The 24,045-nt window shown below is 64.1% G+C and carries 15 protein-coding genes; 3 read left to right on the forward strand and 12 right to left on the reverse strand.

Going from position 1 to position 24,045, the window contains the following annotated elements:
• From C1N62_RS05915 to C1N62_RS05960, 10 genes are all read right to left on the reverse strand, one after another.
• A complete protein-coding gene (locus C1N62_RS05915; RefSeq protein ID WP_137762751.1) occupies positions 1–1,569 on the reverse strand; it encodes a DHA2 family efflux MFS transporter permease subunit in 1,569 nt (522 codons plus the stop codon).
• Positions 1,566–2,789, reverse strand: a complete 1,224-nt coding sequence (locus tag C1N62_RS05920; RefSeq protein WP_240775763.1) for an HlyD family secretion protein — start codon at positions 2,787–2,789, stop codon at positions 1,566–1,568. The genes C1N62_RS05915 and C1N62_RS05920 overlap by 4 nt, the downstream gene beginning before the upstream one ends.
• 1,232 nt (positions 2,790–4,021) lie before the next feature.
• The gene (locus tag C1N62_RS05925; RefSeq protein WP_137762753.1) at positions 4,022–5,401 is read right to left on the reverse strand and encodes an efflux transporter outer membrane subunit; all 1,380 of its coding nucleotides are present in this window, start codon (positions 5,399–5,401) and stop codon (positions 4,022–4,024) included.
• 5 nt (positions 5,402–5,406) lie between these two features.
• On the reverse strand, positions 5,407–8,553 hold the full coding sequence (locus C1N62_RS05930; protein WP_137762754.1) for a multidrug efflux RND transporter permease subunit: 3,147 nt from the start codon (positions 8,551–8,553) through the stop codon (positions 5,407–5,409).
• On the reverse strand, positions 8,550–11,705 hold the full coding sequence (locus tag C1N62_RS05935; protein WP_137762755.1) for a multidrug efflux RND transporter permease subunit: 3,156 nt from the start codon (positions 11,703–11,705) through the stop codon (positions 8,550–8,552). Before C1N62_RS05935 ends, C1N62_RS05930 begins: the two co-directional genes overlap by 4 nt.
• Positions 11,702–12,964: an MdtA/MuxA family multidrug efflux RND transporter periplasmic adaptor subunit gene (locus tag C1N62_RS05940; protein WP_137762756.1), complete on the reverse strand. Its 1,263-nt coding sequence runs from the start codon at positions 12,962–12,964 to the stop codon at positions 11,702–11,704. The genes C1N62_RS05935 and C1N62_RS05940 overlap by 4 nt, the downstream gene beginning before the upstream one ends.
• Positions 12,965–13,219: 255 nt before the next feature.
• Positions 13,220–14,476, reverse strand: a complete 1,257-nt coding sequence (locus tag C1N62_RS05945) for a phosphatase PAP2 family protein (RefSeq protein WP_137762757.1) — start codon at positions 14,474–14,476, stop codon at positions 13,220–13,222.
• Positions 14,477–14,565: 89 nt separating this feature from the next.
• Positions 14,566–15,564, reverse strand: coding sequence for a magnesium and cobalt transport protein CorA (locus C1N62_RS05950; protein WP_137762758.1), 999 nt, complete (start codon positions 15,562–15,564; stop codon positions 14,566–14,568).
• 87 nt (positions 15,565–15,651) lie between these two features.
• Positions 15,652–17,418, reverse strand: a complete 1,767-nt coding sequence (locus tag C1N62_RS05955; RefSeq protein ID WP_137762759.1) for an EAL domain-containing protein — start codon at positions 17,416–17,418, stop codon at positions 15,652–15,654.
• A gap of 155 nt (positions 17,419–17,573) precedes the next feature.
• Positions 17,574–18,020 (reverse strand): GNAT family N-acetyltransferase, encoded by a 447-nt coding sequence (locus C1N62_RS05960; protein ID WP_168195818.1) that lies wholly within the window; start codon positions 18,018–18,020, stop codon positions 17,574–17,576.
• A 175-nt stretch (positions 18,021–18,195) separates the two neighbouring features.
• On the opposite strand from C1N62_RS05960, the gene umuD reads away from it, so the two are divergent.
• Positions 18,196–18,615, forward strand: a complete 420-nt coding sequence (umuD, locus tag C1N62_RS05965) for a translesion error-prone DNA polymerase V autoproteolytic subunit (RefSeq protein ID WP_137762761.1) — start codon at positions 18,196–18,198, stop codon at positions 18,613–18,615.
• 55 nt (positions 18,616–18,670) lie between these two features.
• On the opposite strand, the gene C1N62_RS05970 is transcribed toward umuD, so the two are convergent.
• Positions 18,671–20,968: an FdhF/YdeP family oxidoreductase gene (locus C1N62_RS05970; protein WP_137762762.1), complete on the reverse strand. Its 2,298-nt coding sequence runs from the start codon at positions 20,966–20,968 to the stop codon at positions 18,671–18,673.
• A gap of 211 nt (positions 20,969–21,179) precedes the next feature.
• Here C1N62_RS05970 and C1N62_RS05975 point away from each other — a divergent pair, with 211 nt between their 5' ends.
• Together C1N62_RS05975 and C1N62_RS05980 are read left to right on the forward strand one after the other, a co-directional pair.
• Complete coding sequence (locus C1N62_RS05975) at positions 21,180–22,313, forward strand: DUF1615 domain-containing protein (RefSeq protein WP_137762763.1); 1,134 nt, start codon at positions 21,180–21,182, stop codon at positions 22,311–22,313.
• Positions 22,314–22,388: 75 nt separating this feature from the next.
• Positions 22,389–23,372: an NAD(P)H-quinone oxidoreductase gene (locus C1N62_RS05980; RefSeq protein ID WP_206057778.1), complete on the forward strand. Its 984-nt coding sequence runs from the start codon at positions 22,389–22,391 to the stop codon at positions 23,370–23,372.
• Between the two features lie 179 nt (positions 23,373–23,551).
• Here C1N62_RS05980 and C1N62_RS05985 read toward each other — a convergent pair whose 3' ends face one another.
• A complete protein-coding gene (locus C1N62_RS05985; RefSeq protein WP_137762765.1) occupies positions 23,552–24,037 on the reverse strand; it encodes an Lrp/AsnC family transcriptional regulator in 486 nt (161 codons plus the stop codon).
• Positions 24,038–24,045: the final 8 nt, after the last annotated feature.

Here is a 24,045-nt window from a genome sequence, read left to right on the forward strand (position 1 = left end):
TCAGTGCCCTCCCGCACTGCCTTCGCTCTTGATCGGCGAAAGCAAAAAACAGAGTGGAATCATGATCAGCGACATCAGCCCGCACAGCATAAACACGTCGTTATAGGCCAGAATGCGGGTCTGGCTGATCATCTCTTGGTAAAGCTGGCCGGTCGCCAGCGACGTTGGGTCGCCCGCCAGCCCGGTAAAGTTGCGGATCGCCTCCGCGCCCTGCTGCACCGCCTGCCGGAACTGCTCATCCAGCGGCGTCATGTGGCTGACCATATGGGCGCTGTGCGCCTGCGACCGCTCGGTGATCGCCGCCGTCGCCAGCGAAATGCCGATCGACCCGGCCACGTTACGGAACATGGTGAACAGCGCCGCGCCATCGGCGTTCAATTTCGGTGACAGCGTCACAAAAGCGATGGTGGTCAGCGGCACGAACAGGAAGCCCAGCCCGATAGACTGCGCGCTGCGCATCAGCACCATGGTTTCGAAATCGACATTCGGCACCAGATGGCTGGAGTAGACGAACGACATCAGCAGCAGGAAGAAGCCGAAGGCGATGATGATCCGCGTCTGTATGATCGGCATCAGCTTCAGCACCAGCGGGATCGACAGCACAATCAAGATCGCCCCCGGCGACATCACCAGCCCGGAGAGGGTGGCGGTGTAGCCCAGTTGCTGCTGCGCCAATTGTGGCATCAGCACCGAGCTGCCGTAGAGGATCATCGCCATGCCAGCCATCAGCAGGCTGGCGACCGCGAAGTTGCGGTCAAGCAGGCAGCGCAGATCTACCACCGGCCGTTTGGCGTAGAACAGCCAGTAGACCGCGCCGACAATGCCGATCACCGCCAGCGTGGCGAACAGCACGATAAAGCTGGACTGGAACCAGTCATCATCCTCGCCGCGGTCGAGCATCACCTGCAAACAGCCGAGGCCAAGGGCGATCAACCCGATGCCGATGTAGTCGATGCTCAGCTTCTTGCTCTCCACCTTCTTCTCCCACGGCGGATCTTCCAGCAGCTGCATCACTGCCAGCACCGTCAGGATGCCGACCGGGATGTTGATCAAGAAGACCCAGCGCCAGCTGTAGTGGTCGGTGATCCAGCCGCCGAGCGTCGGGCCAACCACCGGCGCGACGATGATGGCGATAGAGGAGAGGCCGAACGCCTTGCCGCGATCGGCGGGCTTGAAGTAGTCCAGCAACACTGACTGCTGCACCGGTTGCAGTCCGCCGCCGAAGAAGCCCTGCATGATGCGGAACAGGATCATCTGCCACAGTTCGGTGGCGATGCCGCACAGGAAGGAGCTGACGGTAAACATGGTGATGCAGATCAGGAAGTAGGTCTTGCGGCCGAACACCCGGCTCAGGAAAGCCGAGATGGGCAGCACGATGCCGTTCGCCACCAGATAGGAGGTGAGCACCCAAGTGGACTCATCATAGCTGGAGGAGAGCGAGCCGGCGACGTGGGGTAGCGCCACGTTGACGATGGTGGTGTCCAGGATCTCCATGAACACCGCCAGCGTCACCACCACCGCCACCGCCCACGGGTTGCTGGCGGGTTGCCATTGACGATCGTTGCTCATTCCACCGTGACCTTAGGCACCACCGACAGGCCGAGCGGCAGCGGCTGGTTGGGGTTCAGCCCACTGTCGATGACAATTTTCACCGGCACGCGCTGGACGATTTTCACATAGTTGCCGGTGGCGTTTTCCGCCGGGAAGGTGGAGAAGCGCGATCCCGATCCCTGCTGGATGCTGTCTATGTGGCCGTGCAGTTCGATGTCCGGGTAGGCATCGATGCTGACCTCCACTTTGTCGCCGGGGTTCATCCGCTCAAGCTGGGACTCTTTGAAGTTGGCGGTGACCCAGATGTTCGGCGAGACCAGCGAGAACAGCGAGGATCCGGCCTGTACCAGCGTGCCGAGCTGGACATTGCGTTTGGTGACGTAGCCATCAAAGGGCGCGCGCACCTCGGTGTAGGAGAGGTTGAGGTTGGCGGTTTCCAGCTGGGCTTTCGCCTGCTCGACCTGTTGCTGGGCCGCTTCGACGTTGGCCTGAGCCTGACGGATCTGCAACTGCACCTGTGACGCCACCTGCACCTGTGCCTTGGCGTTCTCCAGTTGCGCGGCAGCGGATCGCAGCTGCGCGTTGGCGGCATCGATGTTGCGTTGGGTAGTGGCGCGCGGGTCCACGCCACGTTGGCGTTTGTAGTCCGCCTGCGCGTTGACCAGATTGGCCTCTGCCTGCGCCTGTTGCGCCTTGGCCTGTGCCAGTTGCGCCGGATACTGCACTTTCGCCAGATCCAGTTGCACCTGCGACTGATGCAGTTGCGACAGCGCCGTGCCGAGCTGCGCCTGCGCACGGTCACGCTCCGCAACGGCGTCACGCGGGTCAATTTTCACCAGCAGCTGCCCTTTTTTCACCAGCTGGTTGTCGTTGACCGCCAGATCGGTGACATAGCCAGCCACTTTTGGCGCGATGGTCACCGCGTCGCCCTCGGTGAAGGCGTCATCGGTGGTCTCCTGATTACGTGTCAGGAACCAGGAGATCAGCGCGACGATGACAATCACCACCACCACCACGCCGAGGATAATCAGCGGCTTCTTGCCGGGGCCTTTGCGCTTGCCGCCCTCCTTATCGTCCTGTTTATCCTGATCGTTATCCGATCCTTTCTGGTTGTCCTGTTTTTCCTGTTTGCCCTGCCCATTATCGTGTTGACGCTGGGCGTTATCCCGATGCCCGGACTCCTCCGGTGCAGATGCGTCCTGTGACGCGTTATTTTTATCGCTGTTCATAGGTCTCATCATGTTATGGCAGCAAACCGCTGCGCCAATAAAAGTGACTCTTTCAAGCTAGAGCCTAATCGAGAGTTTGCAAGTATGCTGCCGGGAATAGCCTGAAAACGCGGGCGTTTCAGGGAGAAAGGGCACGTTTTGTCAATAAGTGTAAAGGTGGGATCGGGCATGGCGGATGCCCGTGGGCGCGCAGGTTTTCAGGCATTGCGGGTGCTTGTGGCCTTGCTTAGGCCGGAGCAGGGTTTCGGTTGTTTGGGTTCCTTTGTCTACCTGAGCCTCGGAGCCTCAACCGAGCAGGGCCTGCCGGCGCGCCGGCCCTGCACCCGCGCGCTTTGGGGTGAAGTGGCTAATCATTGCCCGCTCTCGCGGGTGACCCTCGCTGCGTCTCCGGGCTTCCGGGCCGGCCCAGACGCGCTCCCGGCGCGGCTGGCCCTTTCGCGGGCGTCCTGCCCGCTCACCCGGCCCTGCGACTCCACTCGGCAATGATTTAACGCCCCCACCTCCTCTGCGCGCTGTAAGTATGTGAGGAAATAGTTGGGGAGCTTTTTTATTGGAAGGTGGAATGGATTGGCTTTGGAGCTGATTGTATTTTTGTCTAAGGCATACCTTAAACACTACATACCCGACCGCATAAAACCCATTACCCTTTAAACAAAAATAATCCCCCCATATTCCGCCCCAACTATTTCCTCACATAGCCGAGGATTTGCAGAGGAGGTGGGGGCGTTAATTATTGCCGACGGAGGATTCCGGGCCGGGTGAGCGCACAGGGATGTGCGCGAAAGTGGCAGTCGCGCTGGGAGCGCGTCTGCCGCGGCCCGACAGGCCGGAAGCTGACGGAGGGTACCCGCGGTAGCGGGCAATAATTAGCCGGGGCACCCCAACGCGCGCGGGTGCAGGGCCGGCGCGCCGGCAGGCCCTGCTCGGTTGAGGCGCAGGCGCACAGGTAGACAAATGAATCCGAACAACCGAAACCCTTCTCCGGCCCCAGCGGTGCCAAAGATAACCACGAAAGCCAAAGCAGAAAAAGACAGTGCCAAACCGAAGGTTAAACACACCCGCGTGGTGCAGGGCCGGCGCGCCGGCAGGCCCTGCTCGGTTGAGGCTCGGGAGCACAGGTAGACGAATGAATCCGAACAACCGAAACCAGTCTCCGGCCTGATGAGGCCACAGGCACCCCCGAGTGCCCGAAACTAGCGAGGCCCAGGCACCCAGTGCCTAAAACTGGTGCTGCCCGGGCCTCAGCCAGGCCCCCCATACCCGCCCCCCAGCGCGGCAATCAACTGCACGCTGGCGACCAGTTGCTCGCCCTGCAACGACAGCACGCTCTGCTGCTGCGACAGGCGCGTCGCCTCGGTGGTGGCGACATCCAGATAGTCGATCATCCCGGCTTGGTACTGGTTGTAGGTCACGCGCGCGGACTCCGCGGCGGCGTCGGCGGCGCGGCGCTGGGTGGCCAGTTCGCCCTCCAGCGTGTTCAGCTTGACCAGATAGTTCTCCACCTCCTCGAAGGCGGTCAGCACGCTCTGGCGGTAGCTGGCGACGCTGGCGTCATAGCTGGCGCGCGCCTGCTCAACACTGGCGCGGGTCGCGCCGAAGTCCAGCAGGGTGCCGCTCAACTCTGGGCCAAGCGACCAGACGCGGTTCGGCGCGGAGATCAAATTATGCAGCGTCGAACTGCTGTAGCCGCCGCTGGCGCTCAGCGTCAGATCCGGGTAGTAACCGGCAATCGCCACCCCCACCGCGGCGTTGGCGGCGGCCATGCTGCGCTCGGCGTAGGCGATGTCCGGGCGGCGCTGCAACAGCTGCGAGGGCAGGGTAGCGGGAATGGCCGGCAGGGTGGCGGTCAGCGGCGCAACGGCCAGCGTGAAGGTGGCCGGTGGGCGGCCCATCAGCACCGCCACCGCGTGCTCCAGCTGGGCGCGCTGCCACTGCAAATCCTGCGCCGAGGCGCGGGCGCTCTCCAGCTGGGTCTGCGCCTGCGACAGGGTGCCGCGTGACTCACTGCCAGCGCGGTACTTGTTCTCAATCACCGTCAGGTAACGCTCATAGGCCGCCACGCTGCGTTGGTAGAGCGCAATCTGCTGATCCAAAATGCGGATCTGGAAATAGTCCTGCGCCAGCTCCGACTGGGCGCTCAGGGTAATGTTCGCCAGCTCGGCGGCGCTGGCATCGGCGGTGGCGCTCTCCTCCTCCAGTTGGCGGCGCAGCTTGCCCCACAGATCCAGCTCCCAGCTGGTCCCCACCTGTGCCTGATGGCTGTTGCCGGGCGAGCCACCGGAAGTGGCGCTGCGGGTACTGCTCGCGGTGCCGGTCACGGTCGGGAAGAAACTGGCGCGCGCGCCAGAGACCAGCGCCTGTGCCTGACGGTACTGCGCCGCATACTGCGCCACGTTCTGGTTGGAGATGCGCACTTGCGCCAACAGGCTGGAGAGCACCGGATCATGGTAACCGGCCCACCAGTCGCCCTTGGCGGCGGCGTCCTGCGGCGTGGCCTGCGTCCAGCCCTTCGCCTCCTTGAACTGGGCGGTCATCGGGGCGGGCGGGCGCTGGTAGTCCGGGCCGACGGTACAGCCCGCCAGCAGCAGCGCCAGAAAAAGGGGAGCGAAATTCTTCGTCATAACAATCAGTGTCCAGTTGTCGCGCCACGGGCGCGCACCCGTTGCCAGACCGACCGGGTGCGGCGGCTCAGGCGATCGAGGTAGAGATAGACCACCGGGGTGGTAAACAGGGTCAAAAGCTGGCTCAGCGCCAACCCGCCGGCGATCGCCATCCCCAGCGGGCTGCGCAGGTCGGCGTCACCGCCACTGCCGAGCGCCAGAGGCAGCGCGCCAAAGAAGGCGGCCAGCGTGGTCATCATGATCGGGCGAAAACGCATCAGGCAGGCTTGGGTGATCGCCTGCTGCGGCGTCAGGCCGCGATCGCGCTCCGCCGCCAGCGCAAAGTCAATCATCATGATGGCGTTCTTCTTCACGATGCCAATCAACAGCAAAATGCCGATCAGGGCGATCACCGTCAGCTGGGTGTTGGTCAGCAACAGCAACAGCAGCGCGCCGACGCCCGCCGAGGGCAGGGTGGAGAGGATGGTCAGCGGGTGGATATAGCTCTCATAGAGCATCCCCAGCACGATGTAGACCGCCGCCAGCGCCGCCAAAATCAGCCACGGCATACTGGCGGTCAGGGCGCTAAAGGCTTTCGCCGTGCCCTGGAAGCCAGCCTGAATGGTGTCCGGCAGGCCAATCTTCGCCATCGCCTCATCAATCGCCTGCTGCGCCTGCTCCAATGACACGCCATCCGCCAGGTTGAAGGCCACGGTGCTGGTGGCCGACTGCCCTTGGTGCGCCACCGACAGCGGCGCGTTGGCCCCGCTCAGGCGGGTGAAGGCGTCCAGCGGCACCGCGTCGCCCTGATCGTTCACCACATGCAGCTGGTGCAAAATCGCCGGGTCGCCGGTGAAGTTGGCGTTGAGGTTCATCACCACATGGTACTGGTTCAGCGTCTTGTAGATGGTCGCCACCTGCCGCTGGCTGAAGGCGTTGTTCAGCATGGTGTCGAGCATATTGACGTCCACGCCCAGCCGGGTGGCGGCGTCACGGTCAATGGTCAGCATCACCTCCTGGCCGCCGGTCTGGGCGTCGCTGTCCACGCTGGTGAGCTGCGGCAGCGCCTCCAGCGCCTTCTGCACCTTCGGCGTCCAGGTGCGCAGCGTGTCGAGATCATCGGCCTGCAAACTGAACTGGTAGGAGGCGTTGGCGCTGCGCCCGCCGATGTGCAGGTCTTGCGCTGGCATCAGGAACAGTTGCAGCCCCGGCTGGCTCATGCCCTTCATCGTCAGGCGGTTGGCGACCTCGGCGGCGGTGGCGTCGCGCTGGTCAAAGTCCTTCAGGTGCACGAAGAAGTTGGCGCTGTTGCGCGAGCCAAACCCGCCGCTGCCCATCGAGGACATCACACCATCCACCGCCGGGTCGGCCTGGATCATCTTCGAAAACGCCTCCATCTTCGGCTTCATCGACTGGAAAGAGGTGCTCTGGTCGGCGCGCAACATCCCCATCAACAGGCCGGTGTCCTGATTGGGGAAGAAGCCCTTCTGCACCACGCCATACAAAAACACGTTGAGCATAATGGTCAGCAGCAGGCTGAACAGCGTCAGCCGCTGGTGGCGCATCACCCAGTTCAGCGCGCGGCTGTAAGCCGCCAGCAGGCGGGTGAGGGCGCGCTCAATCGCCATGTAGAGCGGGTGCGGGCGCTTCTCCACTGGCGGCTTGCGGCGCAGCAGGCGTGAGCAGAGCATCGGCGTCAGGCTCAGCGACACCAGCATCGAGATGCCGAGCGAGATGCTCAGGGTAACGGCGAACTCGCGGAACAACCGGCCGACGATGCTGCCCATCAGCAGGATCGGCAGGAACACCGCGATCAGCGACAGGGTCATCGACAGCACGGTGAAACTCACCTCCTGCGCCCCCTTCAGCGAGGCGCGCACCGGCCCCAGCCCCTGCTCGATGTAGCGGGTGATGTTCTCCAGCACCACGATGGCGTCATCCACCACAAAACCGGTGGCGATGATCAGCGCCATCAGCGAGAGGTTATCGAGGCTGTAGCCGAGCAGGTACATCAGCGCGCAGGTGCCAATCAGCGACACCGGCAACGCCAGCGCCGGGATGATCACCGCCTTGATGTCGCGCAGGAAGACGAACACCACCGCAATCACCAGCAGCACCGCGATCAGCAGCGTCTCCTCGGTGTCATGCAGCGAGGCGCGGATGTTGGGCGAGCGATCCACCACAATTTGCAGGCCGGTGTCGCTTGGCAGTGCCTCGCGCAGCGCCGGGATCTGTGCCTTGATGGCGTCGATGGTCTGGAGCATGTTGGCGCCGGCCGAACGGGTGACGCCGAGCATCACCGCGCGCGCGCCGTTGTAGTAGCCGACGTTGTAGTTATCCTCCACCGCGTCATAGACCTTCGCCACGTCGCTCAGCCGCACCGCCTGCCCATCCTGATAGCGGATCACCAGCGAGCGGTACGCCTTGGCCTGATCAAGCTGGCCGTTGCTGTCCACCACCCAGGATTGGCCGCTGCCCTGCAACATCCCCTTCGGCTGGTTGCTGGTGGCGTTGGCGATGGCGCTGCGCACGCTGTCCAGCGACAGGCCAAAGTGGGTCAGGCGCTGCGGCTCCAGGTCGATGCGCACCGCCGGCAGGGCACTGCCGAACAGCGACACCTCACCGACGCCCTGCACCTGCGCCACCTTCTGCTTGATCTGGCTGGAGGCCAGATCATACAGCTCGCCGCTGGTGCGGGTGGAGGAGGTGAGCGCCAGCATCATGATCGGTGCTTCGGAGGGGTTGGCCTTGCGGTAGGTTGGCAGCGACGGCATGCTGCTTGGCAGCAGGCTGCGCGCGGCATTGATCGCCCCCTGCACGTCGCGCGCCGCGCCGTTGATGTCCCGGTCGAGGTCAAATTGCAGGATGATGTTGCTGGAGCCTTGCGAACTGCTGGAGGTCATCTCGCTGATGCCAGCGATCTGCCCCAGCGCGCGCTCCAGCGGCGTGGCGACGGTGGCCGCCATCGTCTCCGGGCTGGCTCCCGGCAGGCTGGCGCTGACCATGATGGTCGGGAAGTCCACCTGTGGCAGCGGGGCTACCGGCAGCAACCGGTAGCCCAGCCCGCCGAGCAGCAGGATCGCCAGCGTCAGCAGCAGCGTCGCCACCGGGCGGAAGATAAACAGCCGTGACAGGTTCCACGGCCGTGCGCGGCGCGCGGTCGGTTCACTCATCGCGCCCCCTGCGGGCCTTTGCGGCGCCAGAAGCGTCGGCCGCGTTCGGCCAGCCGGTCAAAGTAGAGGTAGATAACCGGCGTGGAGAAGAGCGTCAGCACCTGGCTGAACACCAGCCCGCCGACGATCACCAGCCCCAGCGGCTGGCGCAGCTCCGCGCCCGAGCCGTGCGCCAGCATCAGCGGCAGCGCGCCGAGCAGCGCCGCCATGGTGGTCATCAGAATCGGCCGGAAGCGCAGCAGGCAGGCTTGGTGGATGGCGTCACGCGGCGACAGGTGCTGCTTCTGCTCCGCCTCCAGCGCAAAGTCGATCATCATGATGGCGTTCTTCTTCACGATGCCAATCAGCAGAATCACGCCAATCAACGCGATCAGGCTGAACTCGGTGCCAGCCAGCAGCAGCGTCAGCAGCGCGCCCACCGCCGCCGAGGGCAGGGTGGAGAGGATGGTCACCGGGTGGATAAAGCTCTCATACAAAATGCCCAGCACCACATACATGGTGAGCAGCGCCGCCAGAATCAGCCACAGGGTGTTGCCGGTGGCGCTCTGGAAGGCGGAACTTTCGCCCTGGTAGCGCAGGCTGATGCTCTCCGGCAGCTTCAGTTGCGCGCTCAGGTCGGCAATCGCCTGCTGCGCCTGCTCCAGCGAGTAGCCGTCGTTCAGGTTGAATGACAGCGTCACCGCCGGGAACTGGTTCAGCCGGGCGTGCACCAGCGAGCCGGTGCGCTGGTGGATGGTGGCGATGGCAGTCAGCTTCACCATGCCCGTGTTGCTCTCCGTGCTGCTGGTGGAGCTGCTGTCGCTTGAACTGCTGCCCGAGGTGTCGCTGGCCGCCAGATAGATGTCATCAAAGGAGGCGGGCGACTGCTGGAAGCGCGGTGCCACCTCCAGCACCACGCGGTACTGGTTTGACTGGGTGAAGATGGTGGAGACCAGCCGCTGGCCGAAGGCGTTGTAGAGCGCGGTGTCCACGTCCGAGGCGGTGATGCCATAGCGTGCCGCCGCATCGCGGTTCAGCTCGACATAGGCCACCTGGCCCTGATCCTGCAAGTTGCTGGTCACCTCGCTGAAGGCCGGGTTGGCCTGCATCGCTGCCACCAGTTTCGGGGTCCAGGTCACCAGATTCTCGCTGTCGGCGTCATCCAGCGTGAACTGGTACTGGCTCGGCGTCACCTGATCATTGACCGTCAAATCCTGCGCGGATTGCAGGTAGAGCTGGATGCCCGGCACCTGCCGCACCGCCTGCCGCAGCTCGGCGATCACCGCGTCGGCGCGCCCGTCACGCTCATCAAACGGCTTCAGGTTGATCTGCATCCGGCCGCTGTTGAGGCTGGTGTTGCTGCCATCAATGCCCAGCGTGGAGGAGAGGCTCTCCACCGCCGGGTTCTGCAACACCACTTCTGCCAGCGCCTGCTGGCGGCGGCTCATCTCCTTGAACGACACATCCTGTGACGCCACGGTAATGCCCTGAATCAGGCCGGTGTCCTGCGTCGGGAAGAAGCCCTTCGGCACCGCCAGATAGAGCAGGGCGGTGAGGGCGACGGTCGCCAGCGCCACCAGCAGCGTCAGGCGCTGGTGGTTAAGCACCACCGTCAGCAGGCGGTCATAGCCAGCGATCAGCCGGTCGAAAATCTGGCCGCCCTTGCGGTAGAAGCGGCTCTGGCGCTCCTCCGGGATGTGGTGCAGCAGGTAGGCGCACAGCATCGGCGTCAGCGTCAGCGACACCGCCATCGACACCAGAATCGACACCGCCAGCGTAATGGCGAACTCGCGGAACAGTCGGCCCACCACGTCGCCCATAAACAGCAGCGGGATCAGCACCGCAATCAGCGAGAAGGTGAGTGAAATGATGGTAAAGCCAATCTGCCGCGAGCCGTTGAGCGCCGCCTGCATCGGGGATTCACCCTGCTCCAGTCGGCGCGAGATGTTCTCCACCACCACGATGGCGTCATCGATCACGAAGCCAGTGGCGATGGTCAGCGCCATCAGCGACAGGTTGTTGAGGCTGAAACCGGCCAGATACATCACGCCGAAGGTGCCGACCAGCGACAGCGGCACCGCCACGCTGGGGATCAGCGTCGCCGCGACGTTGCGCAGGAACAGGAAGGTCACCATCACCACCAGCGCGATGGAGAGCATCAGCTCAAACTGCACGTCGCTGATGGAGGCGCGGATGGTCTGGGTGCGGTCGGAGAGGATCGAAATCTTCACCCCCTCCGGCAGCGCCGCCTGCAACTGCGGCAGCTTCTGCTTGATGCTGTCCACCACCGAAATCACGTTGGCACCCGGCTGGCGCTGCACGCCGATCACAATCGCTGGCTGGCGGTTGGCCCACGCGGACTGGAAGCTGTTCTCCTCCGCTTCGGTAATGGTGGCGATGTCACGCAGCCGCAGCGCCGCGCCATCCTGATAGGTGAGGATCAGGTTGCCGTACTCCTCGGCGGTGCGTAGCTGGTCATTGGCGTCAATGGTGATGGAGTGGTAAGGGCCATCAAAGCCGCCCTTGGAGCCGTTGACGTTGCTGTTGCCAATCAGCGTGTTGACATCCTCCAGCGTCAGGTTGTGCGCCGCCAGCGCCTGCGGGTTCATCTGCACGCGAATGGCGGGCTGGTGGCCGCCAGCCAGCGTCACCATGCCGACGCCGGAGATCTGCGACAGCTTCAGCGCAACGCGGGTGTTGACCAGATCCTGCACCTTGATCAGCGGCAGCGAGGAGGAGGTGGCGGCCAGGGTGATCACCGCGCTGTCCGCCGGGTTGACCTTCTTGTAGGTCGGCGGGTTGGGCAGGTCGTTCGGCAGCAGGCTGTTGGCCGCGTTGATGGCCGCCTGCACCTCCTGCTCTGCCACGTCGAGTGACAAATCGAGGCTGAACTTCAGCGTGATCACCGAGGAGCCGCTGGAGCTGGTGGAGTACATCTGGCTCAGGCCTGCCATCTGGCCGAGCTGGCGCTCCAGCGGCGCGGTGACGGCGGAGGCCATCACGTCCGGGCTGGCACCGGGGTAGAGGGTGGTCACCTGGATGGTGGGGTAGTCCACCTGCGGCAGCGCCGAGGTGGAGAGCATCCGGTAGGCGAACAGGCCAGAGAGCAGGATCGCGGCCATCAGCAACAGGGTGGCGACCGGCCGCTGGATAAACAGGCGGGACGGGTTCATGGTGCTGGCTTCCCGGCCGGGGCCTGCGCCCCACTGGCGGTGGGTGGCTGCCCACCGGCGGCCGGGGTGGTGGCGTCGGCGGCCTGCGCCTCTACCACCCGCACTTTCGCGCCATCTTGCAGGCGGTCGATGCCGGTGGTTACCACGCGATCGCCAGCGGCCACGCCGGAGAGGATGGCGCGGAAATCATTGCCGAACGCCGGGCCGCTCTGCACCGCCTTGCGGGTTACGCTGCTGTCCTTGTTCACCAGATAGACGAAATCGCCGTCGCTGCTAAGCTGCAACGCCTGCGCCGGGATCACCACCGCATCTTTCAGGGTGCCGGTCTGGAGGCGGACATTGACGAACTGGTTCGGGTAGAGCTGCTCATCCTCATTGGCGAACAGCGCCTTCAGCTTGATGCTGCCGGTGGCGGTGTCAATCTCGTTGCTGATGAAGCTGAGCGCGCCCTGCGCCAGCACGCTGCTGCCATCCTGATCGATGGCGGTGGCTGGCAGTTTTTCCCCGGCGCGCAGCGGCTTCAGCACGGTCTGCAAGCTGGCCTGCGGCACGCTGAAGGTGGCGGCAATCGGCTGGGTCTGGGTCAGGGTGACGATGCCGGTGGTGTCGCTGCTGTGCACCATGTTGCCGGGATCGACCAACCGCAAACCGACGCGGCCGCTGACCGGCGCGGTGATGCGCGTGTACTCCAGGTTGAGCTGCGCGGCGGCAATCTGTGCCTCATCGGCCTTGATCGCGCCCTGATACTGGCCGACGGTGGCGATCTGGGTGTCCAGATCCTGGCGGGCCAGCGAGTCCTGTTTGTAGAGCGTGCGGTAGCGCGCCAGCGTCAGCTGAGCACTCTTCAGCAGCGCCTGATTCTCCGCCAGCTGGCCGCGGTACTGGTCCAGCGTCGCCTGATAGCTGCGCGGGTCAATCTGCGCCAGCAGCTGGCCCGCCTGCACCTGCTGCCCCTCGGTAAAGTAGACCTTCATCAGTTGGCCATCGACCCGGCTGGTGACGGTGACGCTGGCATTCGGCACCACGGTGCCGAGCGCCGACAGGTAGACCGGCACATCCGCCAGCCGCGCGCTGCCCGCCTGCACCGGCGTCGCCATGCCGCCGCCCATCCCCGGCCGGCCCATGCCCGGCGGCCCCATGCCACCGGGCGCGCCATTGCCGGAGAGGTGGCGTGAAAGATAGACGCCACCCGCGATCAGCGCGGCAGCAATCAGCAAAAGGAGAAGGTTTCGCCGTGAGAGAGGTGTGTGGGATTTCATGCCAGAGCCAAGGTGTCCTGTTAAAAGTGAAGCATTATGCCAACTGCGGGGGGAAGGGTTATAGGCCGTATTCCGTAAGCATTACGTAAAAGTTCGTCCCCAATAGATTAGCATCCTTTCTGAATGTGACCCACCGCCGCGGGCAGGCGGGCCAGCCAACGGTTTTACAGGCAAAGCGTGGAGAAAGTGTGGGGGAGGGGCAGGGCAAACGGACAGGGCAGTACGCCCCGCCGGCAGACCGGCGGGGCGGGGGGGTTACTGGGCGGCCAGCACCGCGTCGTGCAGGTTCAGGCGCTGCCAGAAGTTCTGCTCGCCTTCACCGCCAGAGAGCGGGTAGCCATCCGCCAGCGCGGTGTGGCTCATCAGCTGGCGGCGCTGGTTGGCGCTTAGCTGCGGCAGCGGTGCCTCCAGCAGCACCTCGGCACCCGCTGGCACCACCAGCGGCGTGGCGGCGGCGGCGGTTTTCGGCAGGTCATAGGTCATGGTGAAGCGGTAGAAGCTGCGCATCGCCGGGGCGGCGTAGGGGTCATCATGCCCCTGCGGCTGGGCGCAGCGCGCCAGGCTCATGCCGCACTCTTTCTCCAGCGCGCCGCGCAGCTCGGCCTTCGCCTGCTCAAACAGCGTGCGGTAGGCCGGATCATTCAGGTAGTGGGCGACGTTGCGTTGCGCCACCATGCGCGAGCCCATCACGTCCAGCGGGTAGTGCACGCCCAGCACCACGCGCGAGAAACCGTAGCGCGCGCCACGATCCACCAGCTCGACAAAGCGCTCTGGGAGCATCTCCGCCATCAGCAGCGCGTCGGTGTAGCCGGTGTTGGTGTGGCCGCTCGGGAAGGCGCCGCCATCGGCGGTGTAGGGGTGGTCGTCGCCAATCACCACGTCATCCGGCACCAGATGGATGGTGTTGCCGGTTTGCAGGAAGGGGCGCGAATAGTTGAAGTGCTTCTTCGCCGCGCCAGTGCTCACCTCGCTGGCCTTGATCAGCGCTGCCGCCTTGCCCAGCTCGCCCTTGTCATAGGCGGTCAGGAACGCCTGCCCCAGCCGTGGCCCCATCGCGTCGGCCAGGAAGTAGAGGTAGCCAATCCCCTCGGCATCCGCCAGCGCCTGATGGCGCTCGCCCTGTGTCGCGTCGCGGTTGATGATCGTCACCGTCTCCAGGCTCTCCGCCTTGGTCGCCGCTGGCAGGCGGTTGAACGGCTCCAGCAGCGCGATGCCCGCCTGCTGATTGGCCTGCGTGCCGAAGTCATAGCCGCTGGCCTTCAGCCAGTTGGCGTCCGCCTGACGGGTCTGCCCGGCCTTCTCCAGCTGGTCGCGCGCCAGTGACGGCGCATCGCCCTGGATGGCCTGCCGCAGCGTGTGCAGCATGGTGGACTCAAGGGCGACGAAGGGGGCCGAATCGGCGGCCGGCGTGGTGCTGTCAACAATCGGGGTGATGCTGGTGAGGGCCGGCGCCGCCACGGCGGCGTGGGCGGCCAGCAGCGCGCCGGCGATCAGGGTGCGGGAAAAGCGCATAATCAGTCCTTGTGAAATGGTCTTGGCCGTCAACAAGGTAAACCTGAGTGATGACACTTTTATGTCAATTTACGTCAAGAGATTGTCAATCAAAGCCAACCGGAGCGCCGTAGCTTCAGGTAGAGCCACAGGCAGCCGAGCACGGTCACACCGATGGTCAGCGGGTAGCCGAGGGTGCTGTCCAGCTCTGGCATGTCCTTGAAGTTCATGCCGTAGAGGCTAAAGATCACCGTCGGGATCGCCAGAATCGCCCCCCAGCCCGCCAGCCGCTGCACCACCTCATTCTGCCGCACCGACACCAGCGCCAGGTTGACGTGGGTGGCGTTGGTCAGCATCTCACGCATGTCATCGGTCATGGTGATCGCCTGATTGGCGTGGTCTTGCACGTCGCGCATGTAGGCGTGCAGCTCCTCCGGCAGCAGCCCGTCGTGGTGGCGCAGCTGGCCGCAGATGTCCTGCATCGGCACTGCCGCGTTGCGCAGTGAGAGCAGGTGGCGGCGCAGGTGGTAGACCTGTCGCACCGCCTTTTGGTCAAACTCGGTCTTGAACATGCGTGACTCAATCTCGTCAAACTGGCTGGAGAACTCAGTGACGATGGAGAGGTAGTTGTCCACCACGAAGTCGAGCACGCAGTACAGGCCGTAGCCGGGGCCGAGCGCCAGCTGCTCCGGGCACTGCTCGGCGTGGTGGCGCACGTCGGCATAGCTGGAGGAGGCACCGTGGCGCACGGTGATCAGGAAGTTTTTGCCGTAGAAGATGTGGGTCTCGCCATATTCAATCCGCTCGCGGATCTTCTGGGCGGTCTGTACCACGATAAAGAAGGTGTCGCCATACTGCTCAATCTTGGGCCGCTGGTGGGCGGTCAGCGCATCCTCAATCGCTAGATCGTGCAGGCCGAACTCGCGCTGGATGTGGCGCAGGTAGTCATCCTCTGGCTGCCACAGCCCCAGCCAGATAAAGGTCTCCGGCTCCGCCAGCATCTGGCTGATGTTGTCGGAGGTCACCTCGCCGACCGGCTTGCCCTGCCGGTAGGCCATGCTTTTTACTACCTGATCCTTGGGATGCTGTTTGTCGTCTGAAGGGTGCATAACGTCCTGTCTCTTGCTGAAAAATTTCTTCAAGGATAGACAATGCTACGCGGTGCGGCGGTAGGAATCCGCCGCAAATTGACAGGATCAGGAGGCGACGGCAGGCAGCAGCAGGGCGCTCAGCGCCTCTGGCAGCATCGGCCGCGCCAGATGGAAGCCCTGCGCCAGATCGCAGCCGAAGTCGCGCAGGTAGTCGAGGGTGGCGGCATTCTCCACCCCCTCGGCCACCACCACATAGTGCAACATGTGCAGCATGTTGATGGTCTGCTCGACAATCAGACGGCTGTTGGGATCCTGTTCGAGCGGCCGGATCAGCGACTGATCCAGCTTGATCACCTCGACCGGGATCTTCTTCAGGTAGGTGAGGTTACTGTGGCCGCTGCCAAAATCATCCAGCGCCAGCACGAAGCCCTCGGACTTCAGGCGGAACAGGCAGGCCAGCGCCACCGGGCAGTCGAGGATCTTCTGCGTCTCCAGACACTCCAGCTCCAGATCGGCTGGCGTCAGGTCGTGGCGCGCCAGTTGCGCCAGCAGCCGCTCGACAAAGTCCGGCTCGCCAAAGTTGCTGACCGCCACATTGACCGCCACCGGCAGGGTAATGCCCACATCGCGCCACTGGCGAATCTGCCGCAGCGCCTGACCAATCACCCACTCGGTGAGCGGGCGGATCAGGGTGGTGTTCTCCGCCAGCGGCACGAACTGCGCCGGGGCCAGCGCGCCAAACTCCGGGTGCTGCCAACGCAGCAACGCCTCGGCCCCGACCGCCTGGCCGCTCTGGACATCAAATTTCGGCTGGTAGACCAGATAGAGGCCGGTGTCGCGGTCAAGGCACTCCACCAGATCGCTCAGCAGGCGGAAGGCCATGCGCTGCGCCAGATCGGTCTCCTGCTGGTAGGGCAGCACGCGCTCATACTGGTTGATGGCGTCGTGCAGCGCGCTCATCGCCTGCCGCAGCACCCGCTGCGGGTCTTGCACCGGCAGCGAGAAATCCACGTAGCCGATGTGCGGCTCCAGCCGGATCGGCACCGGCAGCGTCAGCGCACCCTGAATGGTGTCAACGCAGTGCAACAGCGTCTCCAGCACCGCCTCCCGGCGCGCGGCTGGCACCCACAGGGCAAAGCGGCCGGTGGCGACGCAGTAGAACTTTTCACGGAAGTCGAACGCCTTGCGCAGGTAGTGGCCAATGTCACGCAGCATCTGCTCCAGCACCGGCAGGCCCAGCGAACGCCCCATCTCGTAGGCGTAGGTGATCTCGATGCAGTCCACCAGAATCAGCACCCCCTGCGCTGGCGCGCCATCCAGCTCGCGCAGATCCTCAATCAGCCGCTGGCGGTTGGGGAGGCAGGTCACCCCATCCACCAGCCCGATGGCGCTGCGCGACTGCAACAGCGCCATCACCACCGCCGCCATCTCCTGCAATGTGCGGCACTGCGCCGGCGTGAACGCGCGCGGCTGGTAGTCAATCACGCACAGGCTGCCGATGGCCACCCCACTGGCGGTAGTCAGCGGCGCACCGGCATAGAAGCGCAGCGGCTGTGCCGCATTCGCCAGCGGCAGGTGGCGGAAACGCGCGTCGAGTTGGGTGTCCGGGCAGACCAGTACCCCGTCATGGTTCAGGGTGTGGAGGCAGAAGGCGTCCTCTTTGTCGGTCTCATCCAGCGGGAAGTTGGTCTTGGCCTTGATCAACTGCCGGTCGGCGGTGATCAGGGTCACCAGACTGGTGGGCATGTCGAGCAGCTTGCAGGTCAGGCTGGTGATTTTGTTAAGGATTTCGTCTTGCGACATGTCAAGGATTTGCAGCTCTTTCAGTGCCTGCAAGCGTTGCTGTTCATCCTGACTTGAGGGGGTAGACATGGGCGATACCTTAGGGGCTGTGAACCCCTCATTACAGACATTTCTTTAAAAAAGACAACAAGTAATGACAAATAAATTCCAAAAGTCTGAAATAAACAAAATTCCCCCGATTTAATCCGGTGGATTGGCGCTGCCGCACGTGACAAGGGCTGTGTTTACAGCCGTTTACTCATGTTATAGCCAGTCAGCTGGAAGTCGCACGCCTCATACAGGTGGCGCGCACGCGGGTTGTCTGCCGCCACCCGCAGGCGCATCTCCGCCACGCCCGCCGCCCGCAGTTGTGCCTCCAGCTCTGCCAGCGCCCGGCGGCCATGCCCCTGCCCACGGCAGTGCGGCAGCACCATGAAGTCCATGATAAAGGCGTTGGTCTCATTCTGCTGATACCAGAGGAAGCCGACCACCGTGCCAGCTTGCTCCAGCGTCAGCAACTGCTGGTGCGCGGTGGCGATGCCGTGGGGCAGCACGCTGGTCAGGGCGTGGCGCGCCTCTGCCTGCGCCCGCTCCGCCGTATAGCCATAGTTGGCTTGCAGATCCTCGGCGTAGTCCGCGACAAAATAGATTGCCCACTGGTCAAACTCGGTTGGGGTCATGGTGCGCAGCATTGGTGCCTCTTTTTTCAGGGAGAGATAGGGGTAGTTTGCCGTCTCGCTTGGCGAAATGCCGCCTATTTTCGCGGCATTCAGCACAGGCTGAGCGAAAAAAACGGTTGCCAGCCTTTCCCTCGCGCTAAAGTCATGCATATACTGTATAAAAAACCAGTATATATGGAGTTAAGTGATGGACGTTTATCGCGCCATGACCGAACCACCGGTGGCAGAGACGCCGCTGTTCCAGGACAGCGTGCCCGCGGGCTTCCCCAGCCCGGCCCAGGATTACGTTGCGCGCCGCCTCGATCTCAATGAGATGTGCGTGACGCACCCGGCCGCCACCTATTTTGTCCGCGCCACGGGCGAGTCGATGGTGGACGCCGGCATTTTCGAGGGATCGCTGTTGGTGGTTGACCGCAGCCTGGAGGCGCGCCACGGCGACATCGTGATCGCCGCAGTCTCCGGTGAGTACACCGTCAAGCGGCTCTGCCTGCATCCGCAGGTGCGGCTGGAGCCGATGAACCCGGCGTTCCCCAGCATCGTGCTACAGGATGAGGACTCGGTGGAGCTGTTCGGCGTGGTCACCTACACGCTGCGCGGCCTGCGCTGAAAAAACGGGCGGCCCGTGGGCCGCCCGTTGCGTCTCTGCCAAGGTGCGCCGTGCCTCAGGCGCAGCGCTCAAGGGCGATCGGCACGTTTTTATAGGCCGGGATGCCGCTCTCCTCATCATGGCTGTTGAGGGGCACCAGCACGTTGCCCTCCGGGTAGTAGGTGGCGACCGAGCCGGGCGCCATGTCATACACCACCACCGTCAGGTTATCCATGCGCCGCTCCGGCGACGGCTGGCCGTTGGCGTCCAGCGCAATCACGTTCACCTTGTCGCCCACCCGCAGCTGGCGGCTCTCCGCCTCATCCGCATTGATAAACAGCACGTCACGGCGGCCGGTCACGCCGCGGTAGCGGTCGTTCAGGCCATACAGCGTGGTGTTGTACTGATCATGGCTGCGCAGGGTGGTCAGCACCAGCTCATGCCCCTGCGCCGAGCGCGGGTCTTCGTTGATCCCCTCCATCACCAAAAAGTTGGCCTTGCCGGAGGGGGTGTTCCACTTGCGCTCCGAGGCGGCGTTGTAGAGCCGGAAACCGCCGGGCTTCATGATGCGCTGGTTGTAATCCTTGAAGGCCGGGAACACCGACTCAATGGCATCGCGGATAAAGTGGTAGTCCGACACCAGTTTGTCCCACGGCACCACGCTGTTGGGCAGCGAGGCCTTCGCCAGCGCCGCCACCAGATTGGGTTCCGAGCGCAGGTGCGGCGAAACCGGCTCCAGCGAGCCGCGCGAGGCGTGCACCATCGACATCGAGTCCTCGACCGTCACCGACTGGTCGCCGGAGCGCTGGGTATCGCGCTCGGTGCGGCCAATCACCGGGAACAGGTAGGTGTGCTTCGCCACCGCCAGGTGGGAGCGGTTGAGCTTGGTCGCCATATGCACCGCCAGATCCAGTTTGCGCATCGCCTCAAAGCAGACCTCCGGGTCGGGCATTGCCACCGGCAGGTTGCCGCCGAGGCAGAACAGCGCCTTGGATTTGCCCTCGCGCATGGCGTGGATGGAGGCGATCGCCCCATGGCCATGCTTGGCGGGCGGCTTGAAGCCAAAGGTGCGCTCAATGCCATCCAGCAGATCCTGATTAGGGATTTCGGTGATGCCCACCGTGCGGTCGCCCTGCACGTTGGAGTGGCCGCGCAGCGGGCAGATGCCCGCGCCCTTTTTGCCGATGTTGCCGCGCATCAGCAGCAGGTTCGCCAGTTGCTGCACGTTCTTGGTGCCGTACTGGTGCTGGGTGATGCCCATGCCGTAGCAGAGGATGGTGCGCTCGGCGCGGGCGTAGAGCCGCGCGACGTGCAGGATATCCTTGTGGCTCAGGCCGGAGACGCGCTCGATGTCAGCCCAGGAGGTGGCCTGCACATCCGCTTTCAGCGCCTCGAAGCCCTCGGTGTGCTCACGGATGAAGGCCTCATCAATCACCCCCGGTTCGCCCTTGCTCAGCGCCTCGTCATGCAGCGCCAGCAGGGACTTCATGATCCCCTTGACCATCGCCGCGTCACCGCCGACCCGCACCTTGTAGTAGGTGGAGGAGAGGCGGGTAGAGCTAAGGGTCAGCATCTCCAGCGGGCTTTGCGGCGAAGTGAAGCGCTCCAGCCCGCGCTCCTGCAACGGGTTGAAGGCGATGATGGTGCCGCCGCGTTTCGCCACCTCGCGCAGGGTGCCGAGCATCCGTGGGTGGTTGGTGCCGGGATTGTGGCCGATGCACAGCACCAGATCGCAGTGGTCGAAATCCTCCAGCTCCACCGTGCCCTTGCCAACGCCAATCGAGACCGGCAGGCCGACGCTGGTCGGCTCATGGCACATGTTCGAGCAGTCAGGGAAGTTGTTGGTGCCATACTCACGCGCGAACAGCTGGTAGAGGAAGGCCGCCTCATTGGAGGCGCGGCCAGAGGTGTAGAACTCCACGCTGTCCGGGTCGTCGTAGCCCTGCATCAGCGCGCCAATCTCACTGAAGGCAGTCTCCCATTCGATGGCCTGATAGGTGTCGCTCTCGGCATGGTACTTCATCGGATGGGTCAAACGGCCCTCATTCTCCAGGTTGAAGTCATTGCGCTCCCACAGCTCCTTCACCGGGTGCGCGGCGAAGAACTCCGGGGTGGCGCGCTTTTTGGTCGCTTCCCAGGAGACCGCCTTCGCGCCGTTCTCACAAAACTCAAACGAAGAGGTGTGGAGCGGATCGGGCCAGGCGCAGCCGGGGCAGTCGAACCCCTGCGGCTGGTTGACCTTGAACAGGGCGATCACATCCTGCTTCACGGACATCTGCCCACGGATGGCGTCTGCCACCGCCTTCAGCGCGCCCCAACCGCCGGCGGAACCGCCGTAGGGGGCAATGCCAATCGCGCCATTTTTCTGTTTCATGTTATTCCTCTCTCACACATGCTTGCCAAACCAGTAAGAAAAATTGTAGTTCATGGCGCTAAAAGCGCGCGGTAACCGGTAAACCGCGCCCAATGCTTAAGCGGGCGGCAAGGGTGGTGGGCGAGGGTGGTTGAACCCGGTGAGATTTGTTACCGTGGCAACATCTTCGCGTGCCAGACCGGCCGCCTCCCCCCGACTACACAGGGAACGTATGGAACTGACCATAGCCGATGGCCTGCGGGCCACCCCCCTTCGTCGCTGGCCCCTGCTGGGCCTGGCGGCACTGCTGGCGCTGGCTGGCTGCACCAGCAAAAAAAGCCCGGAGGCACCGGCCCTGCGCCCGGCCGAGGTGCGCGCGCAGGTGGTGCGGCTGATGCCGCCCTCCGCCGCCGACCGGCAGGGCTGGGCCACCGACATCGTTGCCGCCTTCAGCGCCCAGCAACTGACGCCCAGCGCCGCCAACCTCTGTGCGGTGCTGGCGGTGACGGAACAGGAGTCCAATTTTAAGGCGGACGCCCCGGTGGCCGGGCTGGGCAAAATCGCGTGGAAAGAGATTGAGCGCCGCGCTGGCGAGCGCCACATTCCGGCGTTTGTGGTGCGCACCGCGCTGCTGATCCCCTCGTCGAATGGCAAGTCCTACAGCGAGCGGCTCGACAAGGTGCGCAATGAGAAGGAGCTGAGCGACATCTTCGATGACTTTATCGGCATGGTGCCGATGGGGCAGCGGCTGTTTGGCAGCCTTAACCCGGTGCACACCGGCGGGCCGATGCAGGTGAGCATCGCCTTCGCCGAGGCACACGCGCGCGGCTACCCCTATCCGGTGGAGGGCACCATTCGTCAGGAGGTGTTCAGCCGCCGTGGCGGGATCTACTTCGGCACCCTGCACCTGCTGGGCTACCCGGTGGACTATTCGCAGCCGCTCTACCGCTTCGCCGACTTCAACGCTGGCTGGTACGCCAGCCGCAACGCCGCCTTCCAGCAGGCGGTGAGTCGGCTCAGCGGCATCCCGCTGGCGCTGGACGGCGACCTGATCCGCTACGGCAGCGACGAGGCCAGCGCCACCGAACTGGCGGTACGCACCCTCAGTGCGCGGCTGGATCTCAGCGAGCGCGCCATCCACCGCGCGCTGGAGCAGGGCGAACAGCCGGACTTCGCCGAGAGCACGCTCTACCGCCGCCTCTACGCGCTGGCCGACAAACAGAACGGCAAGCCGGTGCCGCGCGCCATCCTGCCGGGCATCAAGCTGGAAAGCCCGAAGATCACCCGCAACCTGACCACCGCGTGGTTTGCCCAGCGGGTGGACGCGCGCTACCAGCACTGCATGGCAAAGGCCACAGGTAGCTAATCGCCCCAGGTGGCGATCGCCTAAGCTGTAACAACATTCCTAACACCGAGAGAGCTTATGTCACAACCAACCAGCATGACCTTTATTGCCATCCCGCAGACCGGCGGGCCGGAAGTGTTGCAACCGCAGAGTGCGCCAGTGCCGCAGCCAGCGGACGGCGAGCTGTTGGTGAAGGTGCACGCGGCGGGCATCAACCGCCCGGACGTGCTCCAGCGCGCGGGCCTCTACCCGATGAAGCCGGGCATGAATCCGGTGCCGGGGCTGGAGATTGCCGGTGAGGTGGTAGCGGTCGGGGCGAATGTCATCCGCTATGCGGTGGGTGATCGCGTCTGCGCCCTGACCAACGGCGGCGGCTACGCCGAGTACTGCACCGTGCCCGCCACGCAGGCGCTGCCGGTGCCGGAGGGCGTGTCGATGGTGCAGGCCGCCGCCATCCCGGAGACCTTCTTTACCGTCTGGGCCAACCTGTTCGCGATGGGCAACGCCAAGGCTGGCGACCGGGTGCTGATCCACGGCGGCACCAGCGGCATCGGCACCACCGCGCTGATGCTCTGCCGCGCATGGGGCATTGAGGCTTACGCCACCGCCGGTAGCGCGGAGAAGTGTGAGGAGATCCGCGCGCTGGGGGCGACTGCCATCAACTACCGCGAGCAGGATTTCGCCGAGGCGATCCAGCAGCACACCGGCGGCAAGGGCGTGGACGTGATCCTCGACATCATGGGCGGGCCTTACCTTGAGCGTAACATCGCCTCGCTGGCGCAATGTGGGCGGCTGGTGATCATCGGCTTCCTCGGCTCCGCCGTCGCCAAGGAGATCAACATCCTGCCGATTCTCGCCAAACAGGCCATCATCACCGGCTCGCTGCTGCGCTCACGCACCACCGAGCAGAAGGGCGAAATCGCCGACGCGCTCTCCCAGCACGTCTGGCCGCTGCTCGCCAAAGGCGAGTGCCTGCCGATGGTGGACAAAACCTACCCCCTGCGCGACGTCGCCGACGCCCACCGCCGCATGGAGAACGGTGAGCACATCGGCAAGATTGTGCTGACGGTCGGGGAGTAAATTCATCCACGCCCGGCAAAGTTATCCACTTTTTCTGTGGATAAATAGGCCATCAGGGTGTGGGTAAGCGGTGAGAAGACCACACTTGACCCCCGGCAAGCCCCATTTGGCGCGGCTTGCCGGGCTTTTCCACCCGCTATCCGGTTATCCCATCCCCATGAAATCCTCGCGTTTAAAATTCAGCCAGTTGGCGTAGGGTTGCCGATCTCCAGCGGGAGCAGATCGGGGGATTTGATCTCCTTAAGCACAAAGGAGGTCTCCATCTCCTTGATGCCCGGCAGCCGCCGAATTACTGTCATGGCGAACTCCGAATATTGGTCAAGGTCGCGTGCCACCACCTGCAACAGGAAGTCGGCGCTGCCGCCGGTGGCGTAGCAGGCGATCACCTGCGGCAACTGCTGCACCTCGTGTTCAAAGCGGCTGGCCTCCTGCTCGCTGTGGCTGTCAATCTTGATGCGGATAAACGCCAGAATGCCCAGCCCAAGCCGTTTGCGATCCAGCGCCGCGCGGTAGCCCTGAATCACTCCCGCCTCCTCAAACTGCCGTACCCGCCGCCAACAGGGGGAGGGGGCCATGCCAGCGTGCTCCGCCAGCTCCTGATTGGTGACGCGCCCGTCGGTTTGCAGGCGCGCCAGCAGCCGCACATCTTTGCGATCCAGCTTCATGGAAGGAT

This window comes from Nissabacter sp. SGAir0207, from assembly GCF_005491205.1.
In the GTDB taxonomy this organism is placed as follows: domain Bacteria; phylum Pseudomonadota; class Gammaproteobacteria; order Enterobacterales; family Enterobacteriaceae; genus Chimaeribacter.